Origin of the sequence: Curtobacterium sp. MCPF17_046 (genome assembly GCF_003224295.1) — a bacterium.
Classification (GTDB): domain Bacteria; phylum Actinomycetota; class Actinomycetes; order Actinomycetales; family Microbacteriaceae; genus Curtobacterium.
Genome location: NZ_QKLB01000001.1, coordinates 163,083 through 182,252, shown reverse-complemented (window position 1 = coordinate 182,252; position 19,170 = coordinate 163,083). Strand labels below are relative to the sequence as shown.

13 protein-coding genes and 1 pseudogene are annotated in these 19,170 nt (G+C 73.7%); 11 read left to right on the top strand and 3 right to left on the bottom strand.

Annotation, left to right across the window (positions count from 1 at the left end; genetic code table 11):
• Positions 1-178 precede the first annotated feature (178 nt).
• Together DEJ32_RS00800 and DEJ32_RS00795 are read left to right on the top strand one after the other, a co-directional pair.
• A complete protein-coding gene (locus DEJ32_RS00800) occupies positions 179-640 on the top strand; it encodes a BLUF domain-containing protein (protein WP_110889676.1) in 462 nt (153 codons plus the stop codon).
• A gap of 123 nt (positions 641-763) precedes the next feature.
• Positions 764-1,948 carry an APC family permease gene (locus tag DEJ32_RS00795; protein WP_375342306.1) on the top strand — a complete coding sequence of 395 codons (1,185 nt, stop codon included), beginning with the start codon at positions 764-766 and terminating at the stop codon, positions 1,946-1,948.
• 75 nt (positions 1,949-2,023) lie between these two features.
• Here the strand turns inward: DEJ32_RS00795 and DEJ32_RS00790 are convergent, their stop codons facing one another.
• Genes DEJ32_RS00790 through DEJ32_RS00780 form a run of 3 tightly spaced genes read right to left on the bottom strand, consistent with a single transcriptional unit; the run spans position 2,024 to position 5,222 of the window.
• Positions 2,024-3,205: a low temperature requirement protein A gene (locus tag DEJ32_RS00790; protein ID WP_258368853.1), complete on the bottom strand. Its 1,182-nt coding sequence runs from the start codon at positions 3,203-3,205 to the stop codon at positions 2,024-2,026.
• Positions 3,206-3,231: 26 nt separating this feature from the next.
• A complete protein-coding gene (locus tag DEJ32_RS00785) occupies positions 3,232-3,894 on the bottom strand; it encodes a response regulator transcription factor (RefSeq protein ID WP_220032800.1) in 663 nt (220 codons plus the stop codon).
• Entirely contained in the window at positions 3,891-5,222 is a 1,332-nt protein-coding gene (locus DEJ32_RS00780) for a sensor histidine kinase (protein ID WP_110899999.1), read from the bottom strand. Before DEJ32_RS00780 ends, DEJ32_RS00785 begins: the two co-directional genes overlap by 4 nt.
• 255 nt (positions 5,223-5,477) lie before the next feature.
• Here DEJ32_RS00780 and DEJ32_RS00775 point away from each other — a divergent pair, with 255 nt between their 5' ends.
• The 9 genes and pseudogenes from DEJ32_RS00775 to DEJ32_RS00735 all read left to right on the top strand — a co-directional run bounded on the left by DEJ32_RS00775 (position 5,478) and on the right by DEJ32_RS00735 (position 19,169).
• The gene (locus tag DEJ32_RS00775) at positions 5,478-10,952 is read left to right on the top strand and encodes a discoidin domain-containing protein (protein ID WP_110899998.1); all 5,475 of its coding nucleotides are present in this window, start codon (positions 5,478-5,480) and stop codon (positions 10,950-10,952) included.
• Between the two features lie 90 nt (positions 10,953-11,042).
• Positions 11,043-11,771 (top strand): annotated as a pseudogene (locus DEJ32_RS00770) (NADPH-dependent F420 reductase); the annotation flags it as partial.
• A gap of 18 nt (positions 11,772-11,789) precedes the next feature.
• Positions 11,790-12,749 carry an SDR family NAD(P)-dependent oxidoreductase gene (locus DEJ32_RS00765; RefSeq protein ID WP_110899997.1) on the top strand — a complete coding sequence of 320 codons (960 nt, stop codon included), beginning with the start codon at positions 11,790-11,792 and terminating at the stop codon, positions 12,747-12,749.
• 98 nt (positions 12,750-12,847) lie between these two features.
• A complete protein-coding gene (locus tag DEJ32_RS00760) occupies positions 12,848-13,807 on the top strand; it encodes an alpha/beta hydrolase (protein ID WP_110889671.1) in 960 nt (319 codons plus the stop codon).
• Positions 13,808-13,917: 110 nt separating this feature from the next.
• Complete coding sequence (locus DEJ32_RS16090) at positions 13,918-14,379, top strand: nuclear transport factor 2 family protein (protein WP_181420541.1); 462 nt, start codon at positions 13,918-13,920, stop codon at positions 14,377-14,379.
• A gap of 33 nt (positions 14,380-14,412) precedes the next feature.
• On the top strand, positions 14,413-14,781 hold the full coding sequence (locus DEJ32_RS00750) for a nuclear transport factor 2 family protein (protein WP_258365965.1): 369 nt from the start codon (positions 14,413-14,415) through the stop codon (positions 14,779-14,781).
• A gap of 78 nt (positions 14,782-14,859) precedes the next feature.
• The gene (locus tag DEJ32_RS00745) at positions 14,860-15,375 is read left to right on the top strand and encodes a MarR family winged helix-turn-helix transcriptional regulator (protein ID WP_110825387.1); all 516 of its coding nucleotides are present in this window, start codon (positions 14,860-14,862) and stop codon (positions 15,373-15,375) included.
• 80 nt (positions 15,376-15,455) lie between these two features.
• On the top strand, positions 15,456-18,248 hold the full coding sequence (locus DEJ32_RS00740; protein ID WP_110899995.1) for a LuxR family transcriptional regulator: 2,793 nt from the start codon (positions 15,456-15,458) through the stop codon (positions 18,246-18,248).
• A gap of 186 nt (positions 18,249-18,434) precedes the next feature.
• The gene (locus DEJ32_RS00735) at positions 18,435-19,169 is read left to right on the top strand and encodes an ABC transporter ATP-binding protein (RefSeq protein WP_110899994.1); all 735 of its coding nucleotides are present in this window, start codon (positions 18,435-18,437) and stop codon (positions 19,167-19,169) included.
• The last annotated feature ends 1 nt before the right edge of the window (position 19,170 follow it).

Sequence of the window (19,170 nt, the reverse complement as noted above, 5' to 3'; positions counted from 1 at the left end):
CGCGCTCGGCATACATGGGAGAACGGGTGAGCGGCAGGCGACGCGGTCGGCGTCCGCGCCGCGCCGGTCAGGACCGTGCGACCGTCGGTGCGGTCGCGGCGGACGGCTCGGTGCGGGATCCGGCGATCCGGTGGACGCTCGGTTGACCCCTCCGGAGGTCGTGCACGAGAGTGAAGCGATGCTCTCCCTCGTCTACATGTCCGTCGCCGTCGACGACCTCACCGACGCGCAGCTCGTCGACCTGCTGCGGGACGCCCGCCTGAAGAACGACGCGCTCGGCGTCTCCGGGCTCCTCGTCGCCAAGGAGGGACGCTTCATGCAGGTCCTCGAGGGGCCGGCGTGGAGCGTCGAGGACCGCTTCGGCGCGATCCAGCGCGACCCCCGCCACACCGACGTCCGTTCGCTCAGCCGCGAGGAGATCGACACGCGCCGCTTCGACGGCTGGTCGATGGCCTTCGGCACCCCTTCCGACGTCGAGGTCCGCGACGAGCCCGGCTTCAGCGACTTCCTGCAGCGACGCGGTGGTCTGCCGACCGGGCTCTCGGGGTCACCGGCGGACTGGCTCCTCCGGTGGTTCCGCGGTCGGCAGTTGCAGGACACCCCGCTCGAGGCCGTCTCGCTGGGACGCCACGCCGCCTGACACCCGGCAACGCCCCGTTCACCCGGCTGTGGCACGGTGACGGACGTGCACCACGCTCCCGTGACCGGCCCCCTGGCCCGTCGTCTCCGGTTGTCCGACGCCGTCACGATCGGTCTCGGCTCGATGATCGGCGCCGGCGTGTTCGCGGCGTTCGCCCCCGCGGCCGCCGCTGCCGGGACGGGGCTGTTCCCCGCCCTCGTCCTGGCGGGCGTCGTCGCCTTCTGCAACGCCACCTCGTCGGCGCAGCTGGCAGCCCGGTACCCGACGTCCGGTGGTGCGTACGTGTCCGGGCGGGAGCGGCTCGGACCGTGGACGGGGTTCGCCGCGGGGTGGGGCTTCGTGATCGGCAAGACCGCGAGTTCGGCGGCGATGGCGATCACCTTCGCCGCCTACGTCGTACCGGAGCCGTGGCAGAAGCCCGTCGCGATCGCCGCGGTCGTGCTGCTCACGGTCGTGAACACGTTGGGCATCACGCGGACGGCGCTGCTCACGCGCGTGCTCGTCGTCGTCTCGCTCGTCGCGCTGACCGTCGTGGTCGTGATCGGCACGACCTCGACCGGGTCGACCGCGGCCGACCCGGGTACGCCCGCGGCACCGCTCGGCGTCCTGCAGGCCGCCGGGTTCCTGTTCTTCGCCTTCGCCGGCTACGCCCGCATCGCCACGCTCGGGGAAGAGGTCGTCGACCCCGCCCGGACCATCCCGCGGGCCGTGGTGACCGCGTTGACGATCACGCTCGTCGTCTACGCGCTCGTCGCGGTCGCGACCGTGCACGCGCTCGGGCCGGGAGGCACGGCCTCCTCCGCCGCGCCCCTGCGGTCCGTCGTCGACACGGCCGGACTGCCGTGGCCGGGCGTCGTCGTGCAGGTCGGGGCGGCGGCCGCGTCGCTCGGCGCGCTCCTCGCGATGATCGCCGGCGTCGGCCGGACCAGCCTGGCGATGGCGCGGAACCGGGACCTGCCCGGCTGGTTCGCCGCCGTGCACCCGCGCTGGCAGGTGCCGGCACGGGCGGAACTCGCCATCGGCGTCGCCGTGTGCGTGCTCGTCGCCGTCACGGACCTGCGCGGGGCGATCGGCTTCTCGTCCTTCGGCGTCCTGCTGTACTACGCCGTCGCGAACGTGGCCGCGTGGACGCAGGAGCGGCAGGACCGGCGGTACCCGCGCCTCCTGGCCGTCGTCGGCGTGGTGGGGTGCGTCGTCCTCGTCGCCGCGCTGCCGCTCACCTCGATCGTCGGCGGTGTGGCCGTGACGGCGGTCGGCCTGGCGTACCGGGCCGGGCGGCTCGCGCTGGCGCGACGGCGGGTGCGCTGAGCACCGCCACTCCGGGCGGCTGCGGCCTCCTCCCACGCGCTGCCGCCTGGCGGCCGCCGCCGATCGGTCGACGTGTCAGTGCGCGGCGACGGGGACGCTCTGCGCCCGGGCACCCCGCGGAGAGGCGACCTCGAGCGTCACCACCACGGCCGCGACGAGCAGGGCGGTGACCGGCAGCGACACCGCCGGGACCGCGATCGAGGCGAGCACCGCGACCGACAGCACGACGACGGCCGTGTTCGCCCGCTGCGGCAGTGACGGTCGGATGGCGAGCGCCCAGATGGACAGCACGAACAGCGCGACCGGGACGGCGACGGTCGCGGCGACGGCGACGGAGCTCAGGTGCACCCGACCGTCGTCGGCGAGCACCGCGACCTCGATCCCCGCCGGCAACGCACCCGCGGCCGCGAAGACGAGGTAGTGCCCGTAGCCGAACACGAGCGCCGACCGCAGGTCACGGATGTGGTCGTGCTGCTCGCGCGAGAAGTAGATCCACCACATCCCGACGGTGATGACCAGTCCGCAGCCCGCGAGGGTGAGCAGGGAGCCGAGGTGCTCGGTGTGCTCGAGGGCGTCGATCACGGCGTTCGCCGATGCGAGCAGCCCCTCGCCGAGGACGATGAGCGTGAACAGCGAGTACCGCTCCGCCAGGTGGTGGGTGTGCCACGGCGTCGTCTCCGACCGCGACTCGACCCAGACCGGCACGAGCAGTTCGCCGAGGATGAGCAACGGCGCCGCGAACGGCCGCAGGTCGTGCGGCAGGGCGAGCGACGCGACCCAGAGGACCTGGACGCCGGTGACGCCCACGGCGTAGCGGACTGCGCTCGGTCGGTAGCGCGCCGACGACACCGCGGCCCGGACCCACTGGCCGACGAGCGCCAGCCGCATGACCACGTACCCGGTGATCCCGACCGTGAAGTCGCCGTCGACCATGACGGCGTGCACCCCGGCGGCGAGGACGAGCACGCCCGCCATCTGGACCACCGTCATCACCCGGTACAGCCAGTCGTCGGTGTCGAACGAGGTGGCGAACCACGTGAAGTTCATCCACGCCCACCAGATCGAGAAGAACACCAGGCCGTACGACAGGACCGCCGACGTCACCTCGCCCTCCGCCTCGATCTCGTGCAGGTCCGTCGCCGCGAGACCGACCGCGACCACGAACACCAGGTCGAACAGCAGCTCCAGGGGGCTCGCGGCACGGTGCCGCTGGGTCGGGTCGCGGGGGACCATCCGCCGCAGGCCGATCGTCGTCACGTCACGCCTCCTCGGTCGTGGGCACGTCAGCGCGTCTCGCGCAGGTAGGTGAGCACCGCACGGACCCGACGGTTCGCGTCGTCCGGTGCGAGGTCGAGCTTGGTGAAGACGTTGCCGACGTGCTTCGCGACCGCGGCGTCCGACAGGTGCAACTCGCGGGCGATGTCGGCGTTCGCGGCTCCCTCGGCCATGAGCGTCAGGACCGTGGTCTCGCGCGCCGTCAACCGGGCCAGCGGGCTGTCGGTCGTCCGACCACGGGCGAGGTGGCGCACGACGTCCGGATCGACGACCACGCCGCCGTCCGCCACCGTCTCGAGCGACCGGAGGAAGGCGGCGACCTTCCCGACGCGGTCCTTGAGCAGGTACCCGACCCCGCCGCGTCCGTCGTCGAGCAGGTCCTGCACGTACGCGCCCGCGACGACCTGCGACAGCACGACGACGGGCAGGTCGGGGTGCTCGCGGCGGAGCGCGATCGCGGCGCGGAGGCCGTCGTCGGTCCCGGACGGCGGCATCCGGACGTCGGTGAGCACGAGGTCCGGCCGCTCCCCCGCCGCGGCGAGCGCCGAGACACCCCGGACCAGGGCGCCGGCGTCCGCCGCGGTGCCGACCACGGTGTGACCGGAGCGCTCCAGCAGACTGACCAGGCCCTCCCGGAGGAGCACGGCGTCCTCCGCCACGAAGATCTTCACGAGCGCCATCGAACCACGTCGGGACGGTCCCGCAGGTGCTCGCCGTGCGTCGGCACGCTGAACCGCAGCACGGTCGGGCCGCCGATGGGGCTCTCGACGTGGAACGACCCGCCGAGGACGGCCGCGCGTTCCCGGAGTCCGTCCAGGCCGCCACCCGGCGAGGACACGGCTCCCCCGACGCCGTCGTCCGCGACCTCGAGCCAGAACCGGTCGTCGGTGGTCCCGGCGGTCACCTGCACGGTGGCCGCCGCGCCGTGTCGACCGGCGTTCGTCAGTGCCTCGCTCACCACGAAGTAGGCCGCGGTCTCGACCCGTGCGGGCGGTCGGACCGGCAGGTCGACGGCCACGCGCACGGCCAGCGGGGAGCGCGCGGCGAGTTCGTCGACGGCGGCGCCGAGTCCGTGGTCGACGAGGACGCGGGGGTGGATCCCGCGGATGGTCGCGCGCAGGGCGTCGACGGCGTCGTCGACGTTGCCGCTGATGCGGTCGAGGGCCTGCCGCAGGGCGCCGAGGTCCCGGCCGTCCCGCTCGGCGGCGTCGAGGTCGACCGCGAGCAGACCGATGTTCATCGACAGGATCGTGAGCTGCTGCTGTGCGCCGTCGTGCAGGTCGCGTTCGATGCGTCGCCGCTCGGCGTCGAACCCGTCGAGGAGTGCCCGCCGCGAGTCGGTGAGTTCCTCGACGCGGTGTTCGAGTTCCCCGGTCCGGTCGCCGAGGAGTGCCCGGGCGACCAGGTCGTGTGCGGTCGCGAGGGCGGTGACCGCGTACAGCAGGACGACGAGCACGACGAGGGCGCCCGCGAGCTCCACGGGTGGGCTGAGCCGGAGGCCGTCGAGCCAGGTCCGGACGACGTCGTCGTCCTGCGGGCGCGCCCCGGTGGCGGCCCCCACGGCGACGCTGACGCTGACGAGGGTCAGGACGACCAGTGCGAAGCCGATCCCGGCGACCAGGAGGAACACGGGCAGGTAGCCGAGTTCGGACCAGGCGAGCGGGTCGCGGAACCGTCCACGCAGGGTGGTGTGGCGGACTCGTCCGGACGACCGGGGGTCCGGGACGCGGGGCAGTCCGAGCACGACCGGCAGGCGGCGACCGACCCGGGCGACCGCGACGGCCCAGACGGGGGCGAGGAACCAGGTGGCCACGACGGGTGCGACGACGACGAGTCCGAGCGCCGCGGTGAGGGTGACGTCGAGCAGCGCTCGCCACGGCGTGCCCGACAGGAGGAACGTCCACGGCGGGACGGTCCACGCCGGCCCGGTCGACGGCCCGGTCCGACGGGGCGGGGCGCCCGTGCGCGTCGGTGGATCGGTCCGGTCCGTGCTCGTCACCCGCCCACGGTAGGGCGCGGAGGCGCACCACCACCAGGGTGACGGCGACCGGTCGACGGTGGAGTCGGCTCCACCACGGGAGTCCGGTCTCCACCCGTGTGCGTGACCCCGGACACCGTCAGGATCCAGGACGTGGGACCGCTGACGGATCGTCGAGCCCTGCCGATCAGTCCGGGTACAGGTCCCGCACCACAGCCCCAGCCGAGCACCGCGGAGTCCGCCGTGTCCGGCCCGCCCCTCCGACAGGAGTCCCCGGTGAGCTCACCGCGTCCCGCCGTCCGCACGAGGTCCGTCCTCGCCGTCACCGCCTCCGCCCTGACCGCGGCCACCCTGCTCGCGCTCGTCGGCCCGCCCGCTGCGGCCGCCACCGCCACCGCAGACGTCCCGCGGTCCCCGGCCGAGGCGATCGCGGCCGAGGCGACCGCGGCCGTCGGTGAGCAGGACGCCGGGACCCGGGCGGTCGGTCCGGCCGCCGACGGTGTGCGGGTCGGTGACGGGTCCTACGCCCCGACCCCGCCGGCGAGCATCACGGACAGCGCCGACGTGCAGAAGACGCTCGACCAGCGGCTGTACATCGACCCGTCGCAGGCGGGCAAGCCGGTCCCGACGAACCAGTGGTGGACCGACCTGCTCGTCAGCAGGTACTCCGGCGACATGTGGGCGTACCCGTTCGTCTCGTCGAACAGCGCCGCCGGGACGAAGGTCACCATCCCGACGCGCTGGAACAGCGACGGCACGGCGATGCGCCTCGAGGCGCCGGTCACGGTCGGCGGGACCGTCGAGCCGACCCCGGACACCTCCGACCGGGTGCTCGCCGACTTCGAGGACGGCCTGCCCGAGGGCTGGACCGCCACGGGCGACGCGTTCGACCGGACCGCGTCGGGCACGGCCACCGGGCAGAGCGAGGTCGCCGGGTGGCTCGGTGACCGGTTCCTCGACTCGTTCACCGACGCCGACGGTGACGGCGCGACCGGGACGCTCACCTCCCCGTCCTTCACGATCGACCGGTCCACGCTCGCGTTCCTCGTCGGCGGCGGGAACCACCCCGACCACGAGGCCGTGCAGCTGCTCGTCGACGGCGACGTCGTGGCGAGCAGCACCGGGACCGACAGCGAGCAGCTGCGGTGGGACAGCTGGGACGTCTCCCGCTTCCAGGGCCGCTCCGCGCAGGTGCGCGTCGTCGACGACCTCCGTGCCGGGTGGGCCCACGTCCTCGTCGACCAGGTCCTGCTCACCGACGCGCCGGAGGGCCTGGCCGAGCGGTTCTCCACGACGTTCTCCGCGGAGCAGGCCGACGCGCTCCGCTGGGGCGACTGGAACGTCAGCTGGCGCATGCCGCAGGACGGCCCCGGCGGCCAGTACATGGACGTCACGAGCATGCAGGGCTCGCCGTACGAGTGGTTCGAGTTCCACGGCATGACGCCGCGCATCACCCTGCAGGACGGAGCCGAGGTCACCGACGGCGACGGACGGCCCCTCACGCTGCCGGTGACGACGGACCGCTTCGAGATCCGCCAGGACGGGCACGTCTTCGGCGTGCACGCTCCCGACCGCACGACCTTCACCCGGACCGGCAACGCGCTCGAGGCCTCCTCCGGCACGCCGTACCTGGTCCTCAGCGCGGTCCCCGAGGCCGGGCTCACGCTGGACGACCTGCACCGGACCGCGTTCGCCGTGCCGCGCGACACGACCATGACGTACTCCTACGACCCCGCTGCCGCGAACGTCCGGCAGCAGTGGTCCGTCGACACCGAGACCCTCCAGGGCGACGACCACGACACCGTGCAGGGCTGGCTGCAGCACCAGTACGCCGACGCCACCACGAACCTGCGCTTCACCGGCGCCACCTACGCGACCCCGCGCGGCACGATGAAGACGACGGTCGGGCACGACGGGTGGACGCTCGACTACCGGTTCACGGGCATCACGCCGATCGGCGCCACCCCGGAAACCGTCGGGGACGACCCGTACTCCGAGGACGTCATGCGGCGGTACCTGCACGACTACGCCGCGAAGACCACCTACGGCGGCGACACGTACTGGGGCGGCAAGGACGTCCTGCAACTCGCCGAGTACATGACCATCGCCCGGCAGATCGGCGCCACCGAGGACGCCCGGAAGCTGCAGGACACGCTCGAGACGGCCCTGACCGACTGGTACACGTACACGGACGGCGAGAAGGAGCACTTCTTCGCCATGTACCCGACGTGGAAGGCCCTCATCGGGTTCGCCGACTCGTACGGCTCCGCGCAGTTCAACGACAACCACTTCCACTACGGCTACTTCGCCGTCGCGACGGCCCTCCTCGGCCGCGTCGACCCCGCCTGGGCGGACCGGTACGAGGGCATGGCGACCCTCGTGGTCAAGCAGTACGCGAACTGGGACCGTGACGACGCCCGCTTCCCGCACCTGCGCACCTTCGGCGTCTGGGAGGGCCGGTCCAACGCGGGCGGCGTGTCCTCCCCGGGCGGCAACAACCAGGAGTCGTCCTCCGAGGCGATCCAGTCCGAAGCCGGCCTGTTCCTGCTCGGCAGCGTCCTCGGCGACGAGGACATGCAGGCCACCGGCGCGATGCAGTACGTCACCGAACGGGCCGCCGTCCGCGACTACTGGCAGAACGTCCGCGGCAACCCCGCCTCGGCCTCGTACGACGGCAACGGCGCGTTCCCTGACGCGTACCGGCACGGACAGGCCGGGATCCTGTTCGACTCCGGCCAGGCCCACGCCACGTACTTCTCCGGCGACCCGGCCTGGATCTCCGGGATCCAGTGGATGCCGACCGCACCCTGGTTCGACTACTTCGGGTGGGACCCCGACTTCTCGAAGGCGCTGATGCGGGAGATGATGGCGGCCCGACCCCGGGCGCTCGGCCAGGCCGGGGTCACCGACGGCAACGCCGGCCGGATCCAGATGCTCACGAAGAAGTGGTGGGGTGTCGGGACCTACGGGGACGCGACGATCAGCCGCGACCGCCCGGCTGCGATCGGTGAACTGCAGGAGGCGATCCGCAGCGTCGAGACGAACCACCCCGGGTACGTCACCCAGCGCACCGCCGCGAACCCCCTGTACGTCCAGGCCACCGACACGCTGCTGGTCTCGGTCGACGACGACGGACGGGTGGTGTTCCCGGACCGGTACTGGACCCCGGAGACGCTCCCGGCGTCGCTCGTCCCCGCCCAGCTCGACGGACGCACCGCCGACCGTCTGCCGGAGGACTGGCCGGTGCCGTCGCCGCTCATGCCGTTCCTCGTCGACGACTTCCGCGCCGACACCGCCACCATCGACGGGTTGTACGGCGTCGACCTGACCGACCACACCCCCGGGCCGGACACCGCGCACGCCGCGCGGGTCTTCAGCGGCATGGGTGACGCGCTCGGCAACGTCGTCCTCGGCTTCCTCGGCCAGTACGACCCGGACACCTACGCGGACGTCCATGCCGCACTGTGGGACGCCGAGGACCCGGCCGTGACCGGACAGTCGATGGCCGGACTCGTCTACCACCAGGCCATGTCGAACCGCACCGTCGGCACCGAGGTCACCGACCGGCACACCTCCGACCCGCTCAGCCAGGTGTTCCGCGCGGCCGACGGGACGATCAGCTACGTGCTCGACAACCCCGACACCGTGCAGCACACGTACGACGTGTACGACGGCACCGAGGTCATCGGGCAGATCGCTGTCCCCGCGCAGACGCAGATCACCTCGCACCTCGACGCCCACCTGGCCGAGATCGAGGTGCACGCCGACGGCGACCCGAAGACCGTCGTCCCGGGGACGACCACCACGTTCACGGCGACCGGCCGCGACCAGTACGGCGCGACCGTCGACCTCGGCGACGTCACCTGGTCCACCGACGCCGGCACGATCAGCGACTCCGGCGTCCTCCGCGCCGGCGAGCGGTCGGACCGGGCGACCGTCACCGCGACCGTCGGCGACGTGCACGGATCGGTCGCCTTCCGCGTCGCCCCGGCACCGGTCCTCACCGGGATCGACGTCACCCCCGGCACCGAGCGGCTCGTCGTCGGCACGCCGCAGCGGTTCCGCGCCGCCGGCCACGACCAGTACGGCGACCCCGCCGCGCTGCCCGGTGACGTCAGCTGGACCTACACCGGGTCCGGCACGGTCGCCGCCGACGGCACCGTGACGACGACCGCCGCCGGCTCCGGGTACGTCGTCGCCACCGGCGCAGGCGTCGAGGGCGCCGCCGTCGTGGCGTCCGTCACGACGATCCCGGACGCCGCAGCCGGAGCCGACGTCACCGCGAGTTCGTCGGACGGCGGCAACACCGCCGGCAAGGCCGTCGACGGCGACCGCAGCACCCGCTGGGAGAGCGCGCACGGGGTCGACGACGTCGACTACACGATCGACCTCGGGCGCATGACCGACGTCACCACCGTGCGGGTCGACTGGGAGGCCGCCGCCGCCGAGCAGTACGTCGTCCAGGTGAAGGACGCCGCGGACGACGACTGGCGGGACGTCCGCACGGTCGAGAAGACCACCGCGGACGCCGACACCGTCGCGGTCGGCACGAGTGCCCGGTTCGTCCGCCTGCACATGACGCAGCGGCTGACCGGGTACGGCTACTCGATCTGGGAGGTGCACGTGTCCGGCACCCCGGCTGCCTCCGCCGTCGAGGTCGAGGACGTGCTCCTGGCACCGCGGTCGGCGACCGTCCGCCCCGCCGACACCGTCCGGCTCCGGGCGTACGGCTTCGACCGTGACGGGTACGGCGGCCTCCTCGCCACGGACCGACCGGCGTGGTCCGTCGCGGGCGGGGACGACGTCGGCACGGGCAGCGTCGACGGCGACGGCGTCGTGACCGCCGGACGTGACGGCGGTGCCACCGCGACCGTCACCGCCACCGTCGGACGGGCCTCCGCACAGGCGGCGGTGACCACCCTCGACGAGCACGCCGACGACGACGGAGCGGTCCTGCCCGGCCCGTCGCGGGACGTCGCGGTCGGCAAGCCGGTGACCACGTCCTCCGACGAGCGCGGAGACCTCGCCGGCCGCAACGCGGTGGACGGGGACGGGGCCACGCGGTGGTCCAGCGCCGCCCGTGACGACCAGTGGATCGCCGTCGACCTCGGCGCCGTCGTGCCCGTCGACCAGGTCCAGGTCGACTGGGAGGCCGCCTCGGCCGAGGCCTACCGCATCCAGGTCCGGGACGACCCGCACGACGAGTGGCGGACGGTCGCCGGCGAGCAGCACGGCAGCGGCGGCACGGCGACCCACCCGTTCGAGGACGTGTCCGCGCGGTACGTCCGCCTGCTCGCCGACCGCCGCCACACGGCGTACGGCGTCTCCCTGTGGGCCCTCCGCGTGTTCTCGACCGAGGGCGCCCCGACCCCCGACCTCGCACACCGTGCGGCCGTGTCGTCCTCGGCCGACGAAGGTGACGGCGTCCCCGCCCGCAACGCCGTCGACGGGGACGCCGGCTCCCGCTGGGCGAGCGGGCACACCGACGACCAGTGGCTCGCGGTCGACCTCGGCGCGGAGCACGAGCTGCACGGAGCCGTCGTGCGGTGGGAGGACGCGTTCGGCCGCGCCTACCGCATCGAAGCGCGGAACGCGACGGACGACGGGTGGACGACGCTCGCGACCGAGACGGACGGTGACGGCGGGACCGACCGGCTCGACCTGCACGGCTCGTGGCGGTACGTCCGCCTGCACGGCGTCGAGCGCGCGACGCCGTACGGCTACTCGGTGTACGACCTCGAGATCCGGTAGGCCAGGACCGGATCGCAGGGCGCACGCCGTGCCGCGGTCGGGCAGTCGTGTCGCGACGGTCCGACCGCGGCGCGGTTACGTCGTCCGACGGATGCCCCGGCCGGGCAGGACCGCGGAACCTGGAGGGACCACGGCACCCACCACGTCAGGAGCACCCGCATGGCCAGCCCCACCCCCGTCCAGACCCTCGGCATCGTCGGCGCCGGCAACGTCGGCTCGCACATCGCCCGACGCGCCACCGAGACCGGCCTGGACGTCGTCATCGCGAACTCGCGCGGTCCTGAGACGCTCGAGACGCTCATCGCCGAGCTCGCCCCGCTCGCCGGCGCCGCGTCGGTGGCCGACGCGGCGAGGGCCGGCGACGTGGTCGTCGTCGCGATCCCGGTCACCGGCTACGCGGCGCTGCCCGCGGACGCCTTCGCGGGCAAGGTCGTCGTCGACACCGGCAACTACTACCCCGAGTACTCCGGCAGGATCGCCGAGCTCGAGCAGGACCCGCACCCCACGACCTCCGAGCTGCTGCAACGCGCGCTCCCCGGCGCCTCCGTCGTCAAAGCGCTCAACAACCTCGGCGCCGCCGACGTCACCACCGACGGTTCCCCGGCCGGCACCCCGGGCCGTCGGGCGCTGACGGTCGCGGGCGACGACGCCGACGCCAAGGCGGTCGTGGCCGGTCTGCTCGACCGCTTCGGGTTCGACGTCGTCGACGTCGGGCCCCTCAGCGAGGGGTGGCGGTACGAACGCGACCAGCCCGCGTACGGCGTCCGACACGACCGCGACGGCATGACCGCGGCGCTCGCTGCGGCACGTCGGTCCTGACGGGGAGGGACGACCATCGTGACCGAGCTGGTCAGCACCCCCTTCCCGGCGTCGGCCACCGCAGCCGACGTCCTCGCCGACGTCGACCTGCACGGCCGGCGGTACCTCGTCACGGGCGGCGGGTCCGGCATCGGCGCCGAGACCGCGCTCGCCCTCGCGGGTGCCGGCGCCGAGGTCGTCGTGGGCGTCCGCGACCCCGTCCGGGCCACCGCCACGCTCGAGCGCACGGGTCGGACGGCGGACCGGGTCCACGCGCGCCCGCTCGACCTCGCCGACCTCGCCTCGGTCCGCCGGTTCACGGACGCCTGGGCCGACGACGCGGTCGGTGCGCTCCACGGGGTCGTCGCGAACGCTGGCGTGATGGCGCTGCCCGATCGACAGCTCTCCGCCGTCGGGTGGGAGCTGCAGCTCGCGACGAACCACCTCGGACACCTCGCGCTCCTCCTCGGGCTCCGCGACGCCGTCGTCGAGGCCGGCGACGGACGGGTCGTCACGGTGAGTTCCACAGCCCATCTGCGGTCGCCGTTCCACTTCGAGGACCCCCAGTTCGACGAGCGTCCCTACGACCGGTGGGCGGCGTACGCGCAGTCGAAGACGGCCGACGTCCTGCTCGCCGTGGGCGTCGCCGAACGGTGGGCGGCGGACGGCGTCGTCGCGAACAGCCTGATGCCGGGGTGGATCACGACCGGGCTGCAACGGCACCTCGACGACGAAACCCTGCGCGCCATGGGCGCGATGGACGAGGCGGGCAACCGCATCGAGCAACCGTTCTACAAGACCCCGGCGCAGGGGGCCGCGACCTCGACGCTGCTCGTCGCCTCGCCGACCGTGTCCGGCGTGACCGGGCGGTACTTCGAGGACAACCAGGAGGCCCCGGTGCTCGACGACGGCACGGGTCACGACCGCGGTGTCGCCCGGTACGCCCTCGACCGGGGGAACGCCGACCGCCTCTGGGAGCTCGGCACGAGCGTGCTCTGAGCGGATACGTCAGCTGACGGATGCCGCACCGTCGGCCCTGCTGCGAACGTGGGGACCGCCCCACCCATCCCACCGACACCCCGACAAGGAGCAACACCATGGCCGGAAACCCGAAGGGCATCGCCCTCGAGCCCGCCGCGCAGGAGTTCGTCGACGCGACGTCCACCCCGCCCTTCCTCAACGAGCTGCCGCCAGCGGAGGGCCGGAAGGCCGTCGACGCGGTCCAGGACACCCCGATCTTCAAGCCCGACGTCGACGAGGAGTGGCTCGAGATCGAGGGCGGCCCCACCGGCACCGTGAAGATCCGCCTCGTGAAGCCGGCCGGCACGACGGCGAACCTGCCCGTCATCCTGTACGTGCACGGCGCCGGCTGGGTGTTCGGTGACGCCCACACCCACGACCGGCTCGTCCGTGACCTGGCGATCGGGTCGAACGCCGCCGTCGTCTTCCCCGAGTACGACCGATCGCCGGAGGCCGGCCACCCGGTCGCCCTCGAGCAGTCGTACGCGGCGGCGCAGTGGGTCGTCCGCGAGGGCCGCGACAAGGGCCTCGACGCGTCCCGCTTCGCCGTCTCCGGCGACTCCGTCGGCGGCAACATGGCGATCGCACTGTCGCTGCTCGCCGCCGAGCGCGGGGACGTCGAGTTCGTCAAGCTCGTGGCCTTCTACCCGGTGACCGACGCCGCGTTCGACACCGGCTCGTACCAGGAGTTCGCCGAGGGATACTTCCTCACCCGCGCCGGCATGCAGTGGTACTGGGACCAGTACACGACCGACGAGACGGTCCGCGCGCTCCCGACGGTGTCGCCCCTGCGCGCGCCGCTCGAGACGCTCGCGACGCTGCCCGAGACGCTCGTCATCACGGCCGAGGCCGACGTCCTCCGGGACGAGGGCGAGGCCTTCGCCGCGCGGCTGCGCGAGGCCGGGGTCAAGGCGACGAACGCCCGCTTCGGCGGCATCACCCACGACTTCGTGATGGTGAACTCGCTGCACGACACCGAGGCCGCGAAGCACGCGCTCCTGCTGGCCACCGCCTCCCTGCGCGCGGCCCTGGCCTGACGGCGACGGGCGCGGTGGTGACCCGACCCACCGCGCCCTCCCGCCCGTCCGTCAGGGCGTCCGTCCGACCGTCCATCAGCGAGCACGACCACGACCACCGAGGAGCAGCCGTGACCGAGACCCTCGAGACCCTCGTCGCCCGCGAGGAGATCCGCACCCTCCTGGCGACCTACGCCCGCGGTGCCGACCGCCGCGACGCCCGCCTGGAGGCGTCGGTGTTCACCGAGGACGGCGTCGTCGTCCTCTTCCAGGGCGACCCGTCGACGTCCGAGCCGGTCGACACGATCCGTGGGCGGGAACGCCTCGAGGAGACGTTCGCCGGCCTCGTCGAGCAGTACGACGTGACCACCTACCTCACCGGCCAGTCGATCATCCGCTTCACGGGTGACGACGAGGCCGAGGGCGAGACGTACTGCGTCGCCTTCCACGTCCTGCACGAGGGCGAGCAGCGGACCCTCCTGACGATGTCGATCCGCTACCTCGACCGCTTCGTCCGCGTGGACGGCGCCTGGGCGATCGCGGTCCGACACCTGGTGTTCGACTGGACCGACCGCGCACCGTCCCACCCCTGATCCCCGACCACCACGACCCGTCCGGAGCCCGCTGTGTCCCAACCCCTCGAGTCCCTCATGCACGCCAACCTGTTCGACGTGTTCGGCGAACGCGACCCCGAGCGCCGACGGCAGGCGATCGCGCGCACCTACGCACCCGACGTCGCCTTCCTCGACCCCGACGAGGTCGTCGTCGGGCACGAGGCCCTGCACGCCAAGGCCCAGCGGCTGCTCGACGAGGCCCCCGGCTTCGTCTTCTCGCCTGCCGGCCCGGTGTACGAGAACCACGGCATGGGGTACCTCGCCTGGCACTTCGGCCCCGACGGCCAACCGCCGGTCGTGTCCGGGATGGACATCTGCTTCATCGAGGGCGACGTCATCGCGAAGGTGTACACCCTGCTGACGAGCGCACCGCCCGCCTGACGGTCGGACCAGTCCCCGTCGGACGCCCTGCCATGATGGTCGGGCGTCCGGCGGTCGGGCGACGGGAGGTGACGGACGATGGCAGCCCACGGCGAGGTGCCCCCGGAGTCGCCGTACGCGTTCCTCACCGACGAGCAGATCCGGGTCTGGTACGCCTGGATGAAGCTGCAACTCCGGCTCCGGTACGAGATGAACCGGCAGCTCCGCGCGGACAGCGACATCTCGCTCGCCGACTACGACGTCCTGGTCGCCCTCACGAGCGAGCCCGGCGGTGAGATGACGATGACCGCCCTCGCGACGCGCATCGGCTGGGAGCGGAGCCGTGCCTCCCACCACACGAAGCGCCTCGCCGAGCGCGGCCTCCTCGAGCTCCGCCGCTGGGAACAGGACCGACGGAGCACCGCGGTCGCGCTGACGGACGACGGCTGGCAGGCCCTGCGCGACGCGACGCCCGCCCACACGGAACTCGTCAAGCAGATGTTCTTCAGCGGGCTCGACAGCGCGGAGTTGCCGGGCTTCGCCGACGTCCTCGAGCGGGTGTACGAGACCGTCATCGACCACGGCACCCTCCCGCGGCCGGCGGACCACCCGTAGCGACCGCTCGGCTTGCCCACCGGGACCGGACCCCGTACGTTTGAGTGAAAGATCACGCAAACCGGCGGGGAGGACCGACGATGGGTGCAGACGGACTCGCTGCGAGCCTCCAGGGCGGGACGGACGACGGCGTCCTGCGCCTCCGCACGGACGACCAGCGCCCGCTCCTCGGCCGCGACGAGGAGCTCGCCGCCCTGACCGCCCTGCTCGACCGGTCGGGCGGAGGCGGCGCCGCCGTGCTCGTCGAGGGCGAAGCCGGCGTGGGCAAGACCGCCCTCGTCGCCGCGGTCGAGGCACACGCCCGCCGTGCCGGACACCGCGTCCTCCGGTGCACGGGCGTCCAGGGGTCGAACGCCGTCGGGTTCGACGGTCTGCACGAGTTGCTCCACCCCCTGCTCCCGTACGCCGACGCCCTGCCGGGACGGCAGCGCGCCGCCCTGCTCACCGCCCTCGCCGTCGAGGACGGCCCCGTGCCGGACCGCCTCCTCGTGAGCACCGCGGCCCTCGGCCTGCTCGAGGAGGCCGCGGCGCACCGACCGGTCCTCGTCCGCGTCGAGGACCTGCACTGGGTGGACCGCTCGAGCGCCGAGGTGCTCGACTTCATCGGGCTGCGGCTCTCGAACGCGCCGATCGTGGTCATCGCGACCGCACGCACCGGGCACGAACCCACCGGTTCCCTCCCCTGCTCCGCGGCCCGCCTCGAGCTCGGCCCCCTGCCGGAGGACGCCGCGGAGGCCCTCCTCGCCGAGCGCGCCGGCGGACTGTCCGAGGCCGCGCGTCGGCGCATCCTCGCCGAGGCCGGCGGCAACCCGCTGGCCCTCCGCGAGCTCCCGGCCGCGCTCGCCGCCACCGGCGCCGCCGGCACCTCCCTCGCCACCCGGCTCCCGACCACCCGTCGGCTCGAGCAGGCGTTCCTCGACCAGCTCTCCGCCGTCCCGGCCGGCAGCCGGGCACTGTTGGTCCTCGCGGCGGCCGCCGACGACGCCGCGCTCCAGGACGTCATGGCGGCGGCGCGGACCATGGACCTCGGGCTGGCCGACCTCGGGCCGCTCGAGGTCCGCGGACTCCTCCGGACGGACCTGGCCGCCCTGCACTTCCGGCACCCGCTCCTCCGGTCCGCCGTCCTCGGGAGCGCGACCGCCGCGGAACTCGCCGCCGCGCACCGCGCGCTCGCGTCGGTCGCCCGCGACGAGACCCGAGCCGCATGGCACCGCGCCTCCGCCACGTTCGAGCGCGACGAGACGATCGCCGCCGACCTCGAGACGGTCGCCCGACGCGCCGAGCAGCGCGGCGCACGGCCGGAGGCGGTCCGCGCCTACGAACGCGCGGCCACCCTGTCGCAGGGGGACGTCGGGCGGGCCCGTCGGCTCGGACGTGCGGCGGAGACCGCGCGGGCCGCCGGCATGACGAACGAGGCGATCGAGCTCCTCGAGCAGGTGGACGCCCTGGCCGGCGAACCGGACACCGTGACCGCCACCGCCGTGACCCGCACCGTCCTCAGCCTCACCACGGGGTCACCCGTCGCCGGCCGCATCGAGACGGACCGCGTCCGGTCCGTGCTGGGCGGCGCCGAGCACACCGACCGGCTCGTGGAGGTCCTCTGGGTCTGGGCACTGAGCGTCCGCGGGCGGAACCTGCCCCGCGCGGAGTGGCACGCGATCGAGACACAGCTGCGCAGCCTGTCCTCCTCGAGTCCGCTGAAGCCGGTCGCACTCGCCCTGCTCAACCCGTTCGGGACGGCTCCCGCGGCCCGGGCGGACCTCCCGCACCTCGTCCCGCAGCTCACCGACTCACCCCTCGGCATGGCCTCCCTCGCGATCGCCGCCGAGTCACTGCAGGACCTCGAGACCGCGCTGACGTGCTGGGAACTCGCCTACGAGCGCGCGCACGAGCTCGGCGCGGTGGCCGACGAGGCCCAGGCCCTCCGCGGGCGTGCCACGGTCCTCCTGCTCCGCGGGCGGATCCGCGACGCCGTCGCCGACGCCGAGTACGCCGTCCGGATGGCCAGCGAGAGCCACCTCCCCCTCGTCGCCGGGATGGCGTACGGAACGCTCGCGCGGGCGCACGCCCTGCTCGGCGACGCCGAGGCCGCCGCGCAGGCGCTCCGGGACGGCTCGGCCCGCTCCCTGGGCGGACGGCTCGCACTCGCCAGTGCCGACGCACGCTGGGCGGCGGGCCTCGTCGCGCTCGGGCAGCACCGGTACCGAGACGCGCAGATCGAGTTCACGCACATGACGGTGCACCCGACACGCTCGCTCTGGGCCATCGCGGACCGCACCGAGGCCGCCGTGCACGGCGGTCGGCCGGAGTCGGTGACCGAGACCCTCGCCGAGGCCGAGGCCGTGGCGAGCACCTTCCGGTCCGCGCACCTCACCGCCCTCGTGCTCCGCAGCCGGGCGCTGCTCGCTCCGGCGGACCGAGCCGAGTCCTGGTTCGTCCGGGCCGTCGAGGCGGGCCAGCTGAGCGAGTCCCCCGTCGAGCTCGCGCGCACACGCCTGCTCTTCGGCGAGTGGCTCCGACGGGAACGCCGCGTCGTGGAGGCCCGCACCCACCTCCGGGAGGCGCTCGCCGAGTTCGTCGCCGCGGGCACCGCCGGGTTCGCCGCACGGGCCGCCGCGGAGCTCCGCGCCGCCGGTGAGGCCCCGCCCAACGGCACCTCCGGCGCGCCGTCGGCGAGCGCTCCGCTCACCCCACAGGAACTGCAGATCGCCCGGCTGGCGGCAGCGGGGATGTCGAACCGCGAGATCGCGGACCGGATCTACCTGTCGCACCGCACGGTGAGCACCCACCTCTACAAGGTCTTCCCGAAGCTCGGCGTCAGCAGCCGCGCCGGACTCGCGGAGGCGCTCGCCGCGACCGGACACGCCGACTAGGCCCGGCGGGCCCGACCGGCTCGCCTACGTCAGTCGACGGATGCCCACAGGGCGGTGCGCCCGCGACGCTCGTCGGACGGCCCGGGGCGAAGGACACGGAGCTGCCCGTGGAGGTGGAGCGCGCTCCACCCTCCGTCTCGTGCCTGCACCCGTGACCGGACGACCAGACCGAGGTGGACTGACGCCATGACCGAACCACTCCTCCATGCAGAGGACCTCATCAAGTCGTTCCCCGGCCCGGACCAGGGTCGGGTCGAGGTGTTGCGCGGTGTCTCGCTCGCCGTGCAGCCGGGCGAGTTCGTCGCGATCGTCGGGCCGAGCGGCTCCGGCAAGTCGACGCTCCTCTACTGCCTGTCCGCCCTCGAGCCCTACGACAGCGGGTCGGTGTCCATCACGGGGCAGCGGCTCGAGACCCTGCGACCGAAGCAGCTGCAGGCCCTGCGCCGCTCCACCGTCGGCTTCGTCTTCCAGTCGTTCAACCTCATCCCCTCGCTGACGGCCCGGCAGAACATCGCGCTCCCCGCGAGCCTCGCGCACCGCCCGGTCTCCACCGCCGAGGTCGACGCGGCACTGGCATCGGTCGGGCTCGCCGACCGCGGGGACCACCGTCCGGGCAGCCTGTCGGGCGGGCAGCAGCAGCGGGTCGCGATCGCCCGGGTGCTGGCGTCCCGTCCGGAGGTCGTCTTCGCCGACGAGCCCACCGGCGCGCTCGACACCACGGCCGGTGACGCGGTGCTCGGGCTCCTGCGGCAGGTGGCGTCCGGCGACCGCGCGGTCGTGATGGTGACGCACGACCTCGAGGCCGCCGCCCGCGCGGACCGGGTGCTCGTGCTGCGGGACGGCTCGATCCACCGGGAACTCGTCCGTCCGAGCGCGGGGCAGGTCCTCGACGCGCTCACCGCCGCTGCCCAGAAGGCGTGAC